General features: G+C 41.4%; 12 protein-coding genes and 2 riboswitches. Of the genes, 9 read left to right on the forward strand and 3 right to left on the reverse strand.

Going from position 1 to position 12,385, the window contains the following annotated elements:
* Positions 1–3 precede the first annotated feature (3 nt).
* The 5 genes from ACIQZD_RS17625 (at position 4) to ACIQZD_RS17645 (ending at position 4,756) form a co-directional block, all read left to right on the forward strand.
* Positions 4–711, forward strand: coding sequence for a hypothetical protein (locus tag ACIQZD_RS17625; protein WP_214750321.1), 708 nt, complete (start codon positions 4–6; stop codon positions 709–711).
* 178 nt (positions 712–889) lie between these two features.
* Complete coding sequence (locus ACIQZD_RS17630; protein WP_064505166.1) at positions 890–1,060, forward strand: YozD family protein; 171 nt, start codon at positions 890–892, stop codon at positions 1,058–1,060.
* 240 nt (positions 1,061–1,300) lie between these two features.
* Positions 1,301–2,005 (forward strand): purine-nucleoside phosphorylase, encoded by a 705-nt coding sequence (gene deoD / locus ACIQZD_RS17635; RefSeq protein WP_230175687.1) that lies wholly within the window; start codon positions 1,301–1,303, stop codon positions 2,003–2,005.
* Between the two features lie 285 nt (positions 2,006–2,290).
* A complete protein-coding gene (locus ACIQZD_RS17640; protein WP_402904962.1) occupies positions 2,291–3,751 on the forward strand; it encodes a lmo1851 family serine protease in 1,461 nt (486 codons plus the stop codon).
* A gap of 114 nt (positions 3,752–3,865) precedes the next feature.
* Complete coding sequence (locus tag ACIQZD_RS17645) at positions 3,866–4,756, forward strand: LCP family protein (RefSeq protein ID WP_402904964.1); 891 nt, start codon at positions 3,866–3,868, stop codon at positions 4,754–4,756.
* Between the two features lie 91 nt (positions 4,757–4,847).
* On the opposite strand, the gene mtnA is transcribed toward ACIQZD_RS17645, so the two are convergent.
* The 3 genes from mtnA to ACIQZD_RS17660 form a co-directional block, all read right to left on the reverse strand.
* On the reverse strand, positions 4,848–5,894 hold the full coding sequence (mtnA, locus tag ACIQZD_RS17650) for an S-methyl-5-thioribose-1-phosphate isomerase (RefSeq protein ID WP_402904966.1): 1,047 nt from the start codon (positions 5,892–5,894) through the stop codon (positions 4,848–4,850).
* A gap of 14 nt (positions 5,895–5,908) precedes the next feature.
* Positions 5,909–7,111 carry an S-methyl-5-thioribose kinase gene (gene mtnK / locus ACIQZD_RS17655; protein ID WP_402904968.1) on the reverse strand — a complete coding sequence of 401 codons (1,203 nt, stop codon included), beginning with the start codon at positions 7,109–7,111 and terminating at the stop codon, positions 5,909–5,911.
* Positions 7,112–7,189: 78 nt separating this feature from the next.
* Positions 7,190–7,343, reverse strand: a riboswitch (SAM riboswitch).
* 71 nt (positions 7,344–7,414) lie between these two features.
* Positions 7,415–8,197: a carbon-nitrogen family hydrolase gene (locus ACIQZD_RS17660; RefSeq protein ID WP_402904970.1), complete on the reverse strand. Its 783-nt coding sequence runs from the start codon at positions 8,195–8,197 to the stop codon at positions 7,415–7,417.
* A 99-nt stretch (positions 8,198–8,296) separates the two neighbouring features.
* Between ACIQZD_RS17660 and ACIQZD_RS17665 the strand changes: the two genes are divergently transcribed.
* From ACIQZD_RS17665 to ACIQZD_RS17680, 4 genes are all read left to right on the forward strand, one after another.
* The gene (locus ACIQZD_RS17665) at positions 8,297–9,469 is read left to right on the forward strand and encodes a pyridoxal phosphate-dependent aminotransferase (protein WP_402904972.1); all 1,173 of its coding nucleotides are present in this window, start codon (positions 8,297–8,299) and stop codon (positions 9,467–9,469) included.
* Between the two features lie 131 nt (positions 9,470–9,600).
* Positions 9,601–9,754, forward strand: a riboswitch (SAM riboswitch).
* Positions 9,755–9,859: 105 nt separating this feature from the next.
* Positions 9,860–11,092, forward strand: coding sequence for a 2,3-diketo-5-methylthiopentyl-1-phosphate enolase (mtnW, locus tag ACIQZD_RS17670; protein ID WP_402904974.1), 1,233 nt, complete (start codon positions 9,860–9,862; stop codon positions 11,090–11,092).
* Positions 11,093–11,098: 6 nt separating this feature from the next.
* The gene (locus ACIQZD_RS17675; protein WP_402904976.1) at positions 11,099–11,758 is read left to right on the forward strand and encodes a 2-hydroxy-3-keto-5-methylthiopentenyl-1-phosphate phosphatase; all 660 of its coding nucleotides are present in this window, start codon (positions 11,099–11,101) and stop codon (positions 11,756–11,758) included.
* Positions 11,755–12,384, forward strand: a complete 630-nt coding sequence (locus tag ACIQZD_RS17680; RefSeq protein WP_402904978.1) for a methylthioribulose 1-phosphate dehydratase — start codon at positions 11,755–11,757, stop codon at positions 12,382–12,384. Before ACIQZD_RS17675 ends, ACIQZD_RS17680 begins: the two co-directional genes overlap by 4 nt.
* The last annotated feature ends 1 nt before the right edge of the window (position 12,385 follow it).

Here is a 12,385-nt window from a genome sequence, read left to right on the forward strand (position 1 = left end):
CTTATGGGCAAAAAAAAACAGCCGAAATTTAAATTAGGCGATACAGTCGTAATTACAATGTATGGGACAGTCGGGAATATAACCGATGTGAAATTTCTCGATGGTGCTTATGTGTATGAAGTGAACTATAGTGAAGGTCTTTATATCGAAAAAACATTGCAATCGATAAATGAATATGAAGGTGAAATCCTTTATCAAAAAGAACAAATCGATATTGAATATAAATATTTATTAGGTGACTTGGTCCAGGTGGATGGGTATGAACAGGATTATTTCAAGATTATCGGCTATCGAACGGAAATTTGGCGCTATAAGGAAAATGCCTGGGAGGATGTAATCTATGAGTTATCCAGAATCTCTGATGGTGAATGGCTTGAAGCGCATGAGGAAGAACTGACTTTGATAGCCGATGCTAAACGTGCAGATGGAATCATTAAAAAGTTGGGTCTGCTACTTCCTAAAAAGAAAAATGAGCTTGCTATCATTGCTAAACAAAACAACCCTGGTAAAGGTGAGCGAGAAATGACAATGACAAAAAATGAAAAAAAGGAAATGATTGATGGACTGTTGGATTTATATAATGATTATTGTAAGCTCTACGAACATTTTGGCGATGACGAATATCGTCACATCATGAAGATCGCCCTTGCTAAAATTGAAAAAGCGGCAGAGGAAATTTATCCAGATCATAAAAAGAAGCAAACGAAGTGAAAGGTATCCTGAATTTTTAAAGGGAAATTTCAAAATTCCCTATAGAAGCTTCCATTCAAATTGAACACGGATGGATCATGATAAATATAGGCCCTTCAAATGATTTTCCATAATGGGATGCCTTACTGGTATATTTGTCTCTACACATTCATAGACCTTTAAATAAGGGGGCGATGATTTGCGAGAAATTGAGGTTTTTATTGATACAGAAGAGATAGCGGAATTCTTTTTTCAAGAATTGATAAGACGGGGCTATCTTCCAACAGAAGCTGAAGTTGAAGATCTTGCTGACATCACATTCGAATATCTTCTTGAAAAGTGCATAATTGATGAAGAAGTCGATGAGTAACCTGTCATAAGACGGTTAACAGCTTCCTATCCCTTAATTTTATTAACCTTAAAAAAAGACGGCGGACCTCCGCCGTTTTGTTGCGGTTTAAAGGAAGGGTGCCAAAGTCTTTTCATGACTTCCAGTTTCCTTATCTTTTTCAAGTTCTAGGATAAGGTTCGATTTTCCTAACTTGTGGTTGATATGGTATAGTAGTTTTTGAATATCATTTCAACCACAAGTTAAGGAGGACATAGTCGTATGAGTGTACATATTGGTGCAAAAGAAAATGAAATTGCGGAAACGGTCTTACTTCCTGGGGACCCGTTGCGTGCAAAATATATTGCTGAAACATTTTTAGAGGATGCTAAACTTTATAATGAAGTTCGTAACATGTTTGGATATACAGGGACATATAAAGGGAAACGAATTTCTGTACAAGGTACAGGCATGGGTGTCCCATCCATTTCGATTTACGTGAATGAATTGATGAATAGCTATAATGTCCAGAAGCTGATTCGTGTGGGAACTGCAGGAGCGATTCAGAAGGATGTAAAAGTCAGGGATGTTATCCTTGCCATGAGTGCTTCCACCGATTCCCAAATGAACCGAATGACTTTCGGCGGGGTGGACTTTGCCCCAACGGCGGATTTCGAATTACTAAGAAAAGCTTATGACGCCGGCACGGCTAAGGGCTTGCAATTGAAGGTCGGTAATGTATTTACGGCCGATCAGTTTTATAACGATAATAGTGATTTGGAAAAATGGGCAAAATACCAAATCCTTGCAATAGAAATGGAATCAGCAGCGCTATACACGCTTGCAGCTAAATTTGGCCGCCAAGCATTATCTGTATTAACCATTTCCGATCACATATTAACTGGTGAGGAAACGTCGGCGGATGAGCGCCAGTCAACCTTTAACGAAATGGTTGAAGTGGCATTGGAAGCAGCTATCCAGGACTGATAATTGGATGTAAATGACAGGCGGGTGACTAGGAATAAGTGAAGCTGTATAATGACAGTTGGATACAGGCTCAGTTATTCCTTGGTAGCCCCATTTTTGTAATGTCAATAGATGCCTGTAGTCCATGGAGCTTTCTCTATGATTTAACGTTTGTGAAGGGGTAAGTAATACATATGGTCATAAGTTGTTATTTTTGATAACAATTATTTTTCGATTGTCATGAAAGCTGTTAAAATAGAAAGAAATCGTTTATATCGTCATGAAGAATGAAAGTGGTGAGGCTTAGTGGAAGAAGAAAATCAAGAACAGCCAAAAGAGGCAGGGAAATTCATTAAAATAAAGAAGTTTACGTTCATTATGGGGATTTTCTTAGTCATATTTCTAACTGCAGGGATTACTACAATAGCCTTGACCTTTGGAGATGAAAAAGTAGAGTCATTAGCACCGGATAAGCATGCGGAATTTGAAAAGCTGTATACTACATATGATAAGATAAAAGATAACTATTATGAAGAGGTTGATGAAGAAAAGCTGGTTGACGGCGCAATTAATGGAATGATCAAATCATTGGATGATCCCTACTCTGCTTATATGGATAAAAAGGAAGCATCGAGTTTCCATGAAAGCATCTCTTCATCTTTTGAAGGAATCGGTGCCGAGATTCAGGAGCAGGATGGACAAATCATGGTCGTCTCACCGATAAAAGGGTCCCCAGCAGAAAAAGCGGGGGTAAAGCCGAATGATATCATTTTAAGTGTGGACGGTAAAAGCGTTGAAGGGCTAAGCTCTTCTGAAGCCGTCCTGAAAATCAGGGGCGAGAAGGGTACGAAAGTGGATCTATCCATCTCAAGAGCTGGTGAGTCGGAACCGATTGAGCTCACCATTAAACGGGACACAATTCCGATTGAGACGGTTTATGCGGAAATGCTTGATGATGGAGTTGCGAAGATTCAAGTGACCAGTTTTTCCGAACATACAGTGCAAGAGCTGAAAACGGCGCTTGAAGAAATGTCCAAGAAGGATATGAAGGGTCTCGTATTGGATTTGCGGGGAAACCCGGGGGGACTGCTTGACCAAGCGATAGAAATGGCAAGCCTGTTCATACCTAAAGGGGAAGTGGTCCTTCAAGTTGAGGAGCGCAGCGGGAAAAAACAAGTCTATAAATCGGAGAATGATGGAGAACTGAAAATCCCGGTAGTCGTGTTGATTGATGACGGAAGTGCCAGTGCTTCTGAAATCGTTGCAGCGGCTGTCAGTGAATCTGCGGACATTCCATTGATTGGTGTCAAGTCATTTGGGAAAGGGACAGTGCAGACTGCCGAAGACTTTGAAGATGGATCTAACTTCAAATATACGGCAGCTAAATGGTTGACTCCTGAAGGCAATTGGATTCATAAAAAAGGGATCAAGCCGGATATTACTGTGAAGCTTCCTGATTATGCCAGCCTTCCGTACATTTCGCCTGACAAGGAATTGAAAGCATCCGATTCTTCGAGTGAAGTGAAAGCAGCTGAAGAGATGCTGAAGGAAGAAGGCCATGATCCGGGTAAGATAGATGGATTCTTTGATGAAGCAACAACGAATGCTGTCACAGCATTCCAAAGGGAACAAAAAATTAAAGAAACTGGCACCATTAAAGGTGATACTACCGTGAAATTGATGCAGGCCATCCAGGAGAAAATCCTGAAGAATGACACACAAGTGAAAAAGGCGGTAGAAGTATTAAAGAAAGAAATCAATAAATGATTTAGCCCGAAAAGTCTGTCAGCGATTATCGTTGGCAGGCTTTTTTTGTCGTTTAATGCATAAGATTCCAATATTAGGCAGAGAATAGGGGTAATTTTCCGATGAGGTGAGGTAATGAAAGAAAAGGTATTGTTCATATATCTATTGATCTTGATTCTGGCAGGCTGCACTTATGCCCCTTTACCCAAACAAAATGGAAATGCAGGTACGGAAAAAAAACTAACCAAAGAAGAGGACCAGGAAAGTGTGAAAACATTTCTGTTAATTGGTGTTGATACAAGGGGAGAGGAAAAATCTCGATCAGATGCGATTATACTGGCAAAATACTTTCCTGAGCAGGAAAAACTGAAACTGGCTTCGATTATGCGTGATAGTTATGTGAAAATCCCCGGGAATAAAACAGGATATAACAAAATAAATGCAGCTTATTATTATGGTGGAAGGGAACTTCTCAAGAAAACCATACAGGAAAACTTCGGTGTCAAGGTCGATCATGTAGCGGTAATTGACTTTCAGGGATTCGTGAAGATGGTCGATTTACTTGCACCTGAGGGGGTAGCGGTGAATGTGGACCAGGAAATCATTGATGATATGAGCATTCAAGCAAGCGTCGGTAAAAATGTTCTACATGGGGAGGAAATATTGAAATATGTCCGTTTTAGACATGACAATGAAAGTGATTTTGGAAGGGTTGAGCGTCAACAAGAAGTAATGGTTCAATTAAAAACAGCGTTTATAAATCAAATCTCATCCTTCGAAGGGATGGCAGCCCTTCCTAGTATAATTGAACAAGGACTCTCGTACTTGGATACAGATATTGGACTGAAAACAATAATGGAAATGGGTCCAAAAGCCGTCTTCCATACACCGGACACCGTCGAAACCTTAAGGGTTCCAGTGGAAGGAAGCTTTAAAGATGAAATATACCCCCAGTCCGGAGCCGTTTTGGAAATGGACTACACTAAAAATAAGAAGGCACTTCAGGAGTTCTTTTCAAAAAAATAAAAATTGTATTATGGACCTCGCAAGAATAATCACAAAAACGAGAGGGATACGAAATCCTTCTCGTTTTTTATCATCAATAAAGCAACATGGATCATTTAACAAAAAGTGGAATGTTTTTAATGAAATCCGGTGTTATGATGCCATTTTCGGTAATGATGCTTGTAATTAGATGATTCGGTGTAACGTCAAAGGCTGGATTGAAAGTCTTCACGTTTTCAGGAGCGATCCTAACACCTTGAATGAAGGTGATTTCCGCTTCATTCCGTTCTTCGATCGGGATGGAAGTGCCGGACTCGAGAGTAAGGTCGAATGTGGTTGATGGAGCGGCCACGTAAAAAGGGATACCAAAGTGCTTGGCTAATATGGCCAATCCCAATGTCCCGATTTTATTGGCTGTATCTCCATTAGCCGCAATTCTGTCGGCACCGACGATGATTCCGTTTATTCCTTTCTGGTGAATCGTATGGGCAGCCATATTATCAGAAATTAATGTGACATCAACCCCCGCTTGCATCAATTCCCAAGCAGTCAAACGCGCCCCTTGCAGGACAGGCCTGGTTTCACATGCATACACTTTTAGCTGAAAGTCCTTTTCTTTAGCCAGGTGGAAGGGAGCCAAGGCTGTGCCATACCGAGCCGTGGCAATTCCCCCAGCGTTGCAATGCGTTAGAATGGAATCTCCTCTAGTGAATAAGGATAAACCATGTTCCCCGATTTTCCTGCACATTTCTTCATCTTCAGCAAAGATGGCTTTAGCCTCCGATACAAGTGCTTCCTTGGCAGTTGAAATGCTTTGCGCAGCTTGCAGAGTATTTTCCATCCTCCTTAACGCCCAAAAAAGGTTGACAGCAGTTGGCCGTGAAGAGGCGAGTTTTTCAATATGCCTCGCTACATTTTTCTTGAATTCCGCTAATTCAGCGGTTGTTTCCTGTTTCGCACCAAGTGCAACACCAAATGCTGCCGTCAGTCCAATTGCTGGGGCCCCGCGAACTTTTAATGTCAAAATGCTGTCATATACATCATCAACAGAATGAAGTTCAATAAATTCAGTTATGGAAGGAAGGGCTTGTTGATTTAATAATGTAATATGGGTATCAGCCCATTGTACCGAATAAGGTAATGGTGCTAGTGCAGTCATGTGCAGGTCTCCTTTTAAATGGTTGAATAAGATGTCAGTGTACGTTGCTTCAACGCTTCAATGACAGCTGGAACATCCAATTCTTCCCGTTTTTTAATTAAAAAAGCACCAATTTCCAATGTTGCCGTTTTGGCAGCGATCCTTGATTCTTTATCTTCGATGACATTTAAATCGGCAACATGGGAAAGTCCGATGGTTCGCCGAATCAGTTCACAGCCGGCAAAGCCGAATGCATCTTTTTTGAATTTTGTCAGTAAATAAGGCAGATAACCTTTCACATGGCGAAATGGGCTTTTATTTTGGCCTTCCCATAATTCGGAATAAGTTTCTTCAAAGGCCTTCCAAAATTCATTAAGGTGTGTGAAAATCTCTTCCTTTCCAGCGCTATTACGTGTGACTGCCTGAAAGAGGAGGTTGGCGGTGTATTGACCAAGGTCAAAACCAACTGGACCATAAAAAGCGAATTCCGGATCGATTACCTTTGTTTCAGTTTCACTTGCAAATATACTTCCAGTATGTAAATCTCCATGAAGCAAAGCTTCCTGCTCGGTTTCAAAGCTTTGTTTCAGTTTAGCGACCTCAAGGATCACTTCTTTATCATTCCATATATTTTTGGCGGCATCAGTCAATTCCACCTCGAAATCTCCCGGGAGTTCCTCAAAAAATGGATCTGTGAAAATAAAGACCTCAGTGATTTTGCAGAGTTCGGGATTCGTGAAATGTCGGGCCACTTCCTTTTTCGCAGAGGGTTCTAAATGATAATCGGATGTATAAAATGCCGTTTTCGCAACATATTCACCAATATGCTGTGAAAGCAATGGATATGAATCGCCTTCGATCAATCCTGTTCTAACGATTTTCAAGTGCGATAAATCCTCCATGACCGTGATGGCAAGCTGTTCATCAGAATAATAGACTTGCGGTACGAATTCTGGGCAATAACTTCTGAAATGAATCAGCGCATTCGCTTCAATGGCAGCTCTTTTCAATGTCAGCGGCCAGCTTTCGCCCAGTACCTTGGCATAAGGGACCGCTTGTTTAATTATAATTCCTTTATTTGTGACTGTGTCTGTAATATGAAAAACATAATTTAAGTTTCCATCGCCGATTTCTTTACATGTTAAACTTGCATCTGCATTGACCAACCCAAGTTTTTTTGCAAGGGTTATAGCTGTTTCGTTTGTCAATCTCTTAAAATTTGAATGGTTTTGAGTCATTCTTTTTCCCTCCGGATTCAAAATAAGAATAAAAAAGCCTCTTTCATATAGAAAGAGGCAGAAGTTTTGGCTTCGGACCTCTTATCTTCCAGAATATGAATTCTGGTGGAATTAGCACCGTGCTCTGTGGATTTTAAAATCCGGCGGTGAATCCGCCCCATTTCACAATGGTATTACAGTCGGTTGCTGGGCTTCATAGGGCCTTTATCCCTCAGCCTGCTCTTGATAAGAGTAAATGTTTTCTGAAATTTTAATCTTCGGGAAAATAATATCAACTTTTTAAATAGTTTGTCAATGGGTAAATTAATAAAAATCAGGACGGCGATCTTCGAATACAGGTATTTTGTTACGTGCTTCCGTAACTTTATTGAAGTCCAAGGTGCCTGTCAGGAGTTCGTTTCCTTCTCCGGCTTCACTTATGATATTCCCCCAAGGATCAATGATCAAGGAATGACCGGCAAATATATTATTGACATCAGAGCCTGAGCGATTAACGGCTACAACATAGGCTTGGTTCTCGATGGCGCGGCTAATCAATAAGGCTCTCCAGTGATCGAGTCTCGGCTTTGGCCATTCAGCCGTAACGAATAGAACTTCGGCACCTTTAGCGGTATGGGCACGCTGCCATTCAGGGAATCGGATGTCATAACAAATGAAACCAGCACATATTTTTTCATCAAGAGTAAATAAACCATCTTTTTCTCCTGGCTTCAGGAAATGATGTTCATCCATTAACTGAAATAAGTGAAGCTTATCATATTCTTTTATGAGATTTCCCTGTTTATCGATGATGATCATGGTGTTATAGATTCCTTTGCTCGTTTTTTTCGCAATGGAACCGCCTACGATGTGAATTTCGTGTTTCCTTGCCTGTGTTTTAAGAAATTCAATCGTTTTTTCCGCCTCTTGATCAGCAATCTCATTTAACCTGCTTAAGTCGTATCCGGTTGTCCAAAGCTCTGGTAAAATGACGATATCGGGTTCTGACCGTGCTGCTTTTTCCAACCATTGTTCCGCAACCTGAAAATTGATATCCGGTTGCCCGAATGCTATATCCATTTGAATACAAGCTATTTTCCACTTCATCGTTTAAAACCCCCACATGTAAAAAATGCTTTACAAGACTATGATAAACATATATCATTTGTGACTAGAATTTCAAGAAATTTCAGAGAAGGTGTATAAATGGTGCAATTCGAAAAATCCGGACAGCTTCAGGACCTGCCCAAGCAGTTTTTTGCCTCACTAGTCGCAAAAGTCAATGCCATCACGGAGCAAGGACATGATGTCATTAATTTAGGTCAGGGAAACCCTGATCAGCCGACACCAGACCATATCGTGAAAAGTTTGCAGTCTGCCGCTGAAAAAACGATTAATCATAAATATTCGCCATTCCGGGGGCATCAATATTTAAAAGATGCTGCTGCCGTCTTTTATGAACGTGAATACGGTGTCAAGCTGGATCCGAAAAGTGAAGTGGCGATTCTCTTCGGGGGAAAGGCAGGTCTAGTCGAACTGCCGCAGTGTTTATTGAATCCGGGTGATACGATCCTTGTTCCGGATCCCGGCTATCCGGATTATCTTTCCGGTGTTGTTTTAGCCCAGGCAAAGACCGAATTCATGCCCTTGACAGAAGAAAATGATTTTCTTCCAAAATACAGTGACATACATAAAGAAGTACTTGATAAAGCCAAAATGATGTTCTTGAACTATCCGAACAATCCCACAGGTGCTTCTGCAACTGAAAGTTTCTTTGATGAGACCGTCTCCTTTGCAAAAGAGCATTCAATTTGTGTGGTCCACGACTTCGCTTATGGGGCGATAGGATTCGACGGAAAAAAACCGATAAGCTTTCTTCAGTCAGATGGAGCGAAGGAAATAGGAATAGAAATATACACACTATCGAAAACATACAATATGGCAGGGTGGAGAGTCGGCTTTGCAGTGGGGAATAAGAGTGTCATAGAAGCTCTTGAACTATTACAAGACCATCTTTATGTGAGTCTCTTCCCGGCGATACAAGAAGCTGCGGCAAGCGCTTTGCTTGACTCGCAGAGCTGTGTAGAGCAGTTAGTGCAGATGTACGAGGGGCGAAGGAATGTTTTCATTGAGGGATTGAGGGCAATCGGCTGGGATGTCAAAGCTCCTGCGGCATCATTTTTTGCCTGGCTCAAGGTACCTAAAGGTTTTACTTCCGAGAGTTTTGCAGATTATTTATTAACGCATGCCCACGTAGCTGTTGCCGCAGGGAATGGATTTGGTGAATTTGGCGAAGGATACGTCAGGGTAGGGCTGCTGACTTCGGAAGAACGGCTGAAAGAGGCTGTGGAACGGATAAGTAAATTAAAATTATTTTAACTACAATGATATATCCGATTAATTCACTCTTAAATAGTTAAAACTTATTGACAAAGTAGGGATTACCTGTCAGAATACAAAATAAATTCTTAATCTTTCGATACTTGGATGCAAATTTATATATCAGCGTTTTCTTATTTTGAGCAGGTGGAGGGACTAGCCCTATGAAGCCCAGCAACCGACCGTAATTCCATTGTAAAATGGGGCGGAATTCTTCGCCGGATTTTTCTTGAAATCCACAAGGCACGGTGCTAATTCTTGCAGCCAATGGCTGGGAGATAAGAAGATGGCTTTTTAAAGCCTCTTCTTTATGAAGGGGCTTTTGCCATTTTGAGACCATTTCAGGTTAATGACATCGAGAGTTTACTAACGTGATATAGGAGTGATCAAATGAGCGAGATAGTCGCTACTTATTTAATTCATGATTCTAAGGGAAATCATGAGAAAAAAGCAGAGAGCATTGCCTTAGGATTGACTGTCGGGACATGGACGGACCTGCCCCATTTGGTCCAGAAACAACTGGAAAAACATAAGGGACGCGTCGTATCGGTGACACCACTTTCTGAAGAAGAGAGGGCAAACAGCTACTTTAATCGTAAAATATACCGTTCGCTTATTAAAATTGCCTATCCGGCAAGGAATTTCTCCAATGATTTACCTGCAATCCTCACGACGGTCTTCGGCAAACTTTCATTGGACGGAGAAATAAAACTTATCGACCTGGATTTTGTCGGTGATATTCAAAAAGCCTTTCCCGGGCCGCAATTTGGCATTGAAGGCATTAGGAAAAAGGTTGGCGTATTTAACCGGCCCCTGGTGATGAGCATCTTTAAAGGTGTATTAGGAAGAGACCTGACATTCCATAATGAGCAACTGAGGCAACAAGCATTAGGAGGTGTCGACCTGGTTAAAGATGATGAGATCCTCTTCGACCAGGAACTGACTCCATTTTTCGATAGAATAAAAACGGGAAAAAGAATATTGAATGATGTCTATGAAACCACTGGCCACCGAACTTTATATGCTGTCAATCTATCAGGGAAAACATTTGAATTATTGGATAAGGCAGAGCAAGCGGCTGATGCAGGGGCAGATGCCTTGTTGTTCAACGTTCATACATATGGTTTGGATGTATTGCAGGCCTTGAGTGAACATGATCGTATCAAGCTGCCGATCATGGCGCACCCCGCATATAGCGGGGCATTGGCAGCTTCATCATTTTATGGGGTCGGCTATCCATTATTGCTTGGTAAATTAGTAAGGTTATCAGGTGCGGATTTATCCTTGTTCCCATCCCCTTATGGAAGTGTCGCACTTGAAAAAAAGGAGACCTTGGCGATTGCTGAAGCTCTGACAAAAGATGAACTTTCATGGAAAAAAGCCTTCCCTGTTCCTTCTGCTGGCATTCATCCGGGCATGGTTCCGGACCTAATCAAGGATTTTGGAATCGATAGTGTGATTAATGCCGGAGGTGGAATTCACGGGCATCCTGATGGAGCAGAGGGCGGGGCAAAGGCTTTCCGTTCTGCTGTGGAAGCCGTACTGGCAGGAAAGGACCTATCTGAAGCGGCTGCTGAGGATGAAACACTAAAAAAAGCTCTTGTGTTATGGGGAGGCCTATAAGAAATAATGAAACCGATCATCTTTTGTGATTTTGACGGAACGATCACCAACACGGATAATATCATTTCCATCATGAAGAAATTTGCGCCTCCGGAATGGGAAGCGTTGAAAGATGGTGTCCTTCAGCAAAAAATCAGTATATCTTCAGGAGTAGGGGATATGTTTTCCCTGCTTGATAGCGGCTTGAAGGATGACATCATCCAATATGTAAGAAAGACGGCCGGCATTCGTCCAGGGTTTAATGAATTCGTTGAGTATACGAAACAAGCCAACATTCCTTTATATATTGTAAGCGGGGGCATGGATTTTTTCATTGCACCGCTTTTAAATGATATCTTGCCAACAGAGTCCGTTTATTGCAACCATGCATTTTTTGATAAGGAAAAGATTTATATTGAGTGGCCACATGCTTGTGATGATCAATGTAATAATGATTGCGGTTGCTGCAAGCCATCCATTATGAGGGAAATTGCGGGTGCGGAAGATTTTAAATTCGTTATTGGAGATTCAATAACGGATTTTGAAGCTGCAAAACAGGCCGATTTTGTCATAGCCCGTGACATACTGCTTGAAAAATGCGATAGGGAAGGGATTCCACATCAAGGCTTTGAAACGTTTTTTGATGTAATTGATATTTTAAAGCAGCAGGAGGTGGTTAAAGCGTGAACGATCATTCTAAAGAATGGCAGGAGCTGGCAGATATTAAAGCTGAACTGGCCGAAAGGGATTGGTTTATGGGAACTAGCGGGAACTTGTCCATTCGGGAGCCCAAAAACCCTTACTTTTATATTACGGCAAGCGGTAAGGATAAAAGGAAGCAATCGGATTCGGACTTTTTACTGGTGGATTTAAAAGGAAAGCCAGTTGAAGAAACGAACCTAAGACCATCGGCCGAAACTTTACTTCATACAGTCATTTACCGGAAAACGAATGCGAACTGTGTACTCCATGTCCATACAGTTGAAAATAATGTGATATCCGAATTGTACGGAGATGAAGGCCAAGTTTCTTTTCGTAATCATGAAATCATTAAAGCGACCGGTCGGTGGGATGAAGATTCGGAACTTCGGATTCCAATCATATATAATCATGCTGACATTCCGCTGTTATCCGATAAGTTCGAGCCACATGTCGAAGAAGACTCTGGCGCAGTGCTGATCCGCAATCATGGTATTACGGTTTGGGGTAAAAGCGGACTCGAAGCAAAGAGAATACTTGAAGCTTGCGAATTTTTATTTCAATATCAACTGTTGCTTAATCAACAAAAGGCGTTTGCAGGGTCTTTAAGATAAA

It is taken from the genome of Peribacillus sp. NPDC096447, assembly GCF_044762725.1.
Classification (GTDB): Bacteria; Bacillota; Bacilli; order Bacillales; family DSM-1321; genus Peribacillus.

Excerpts from the sequence above, each read along its gene's own strand:
- ACIQZD_RS17645 (WP_402904964.1), top strand. The coding sequence starts at position 3,866 with ATGAAAGAAAAGGTATTGTTCATATATCTATTGATCTTGATTCTGGCA.
- ACIQZD_RS17665 (WP_402904972.1), top strand. The coding sequence starts at position 8,297 with ATGGTGCAATTCGAAAAATCCGGACAGCTTCAGGACCTGCCCAAGCAG.
- ACIQZD_RS17660 (WP_402904970.1), bottom strand. The coding sequence starts at position 8,197 with ATGAAGTGGAAAATAGCTTGTATTCAAATGGATATAGCATTCGGGCAA.
- mtnK (WP_402904968.1), bottom strand. The coding sequence starts at position 7,111 with ATGACTCAAAACCATTCAAATTTTAAGAGATTGACAAACGAAACAGCT.
- deoD (WP_230175687.1), top strand. The coding sequence starts at position 1,301 with ATGAGTGTACATATTGGTGCAAAAGAAAATGAAATTGCGGAAACGGTC.
- mtnA (WP_402904966.1), bottom strand. The coding sequence starts at position 5,894 with ATGACTGCACTAGCACCATTACCTTATTCGGTACAATGGGCTGATACC.
- ACIQZD_RS17625 (WP_214750321.1), top strand. The coding sequence starts at position 4 with ATGGGCAAAAAAAAACAGCCGAAATTTAAATTAGGCGATACAGTCGTA.
- ACIQZD_RS17675 (WP_402904976.1), top strand. The coding sequence starts at position 11,099 with ATGAAACCGATCATCTTTTGTGATTTTGACGGAACGATCACCAACACG.
- mtnW (WP_402904974.1), top strand. The coding sequence starts at position 9,860 with ATGAGCGAGATAGTCGCTACTTATTTAATTCATGATTCTAAGGGAAAT.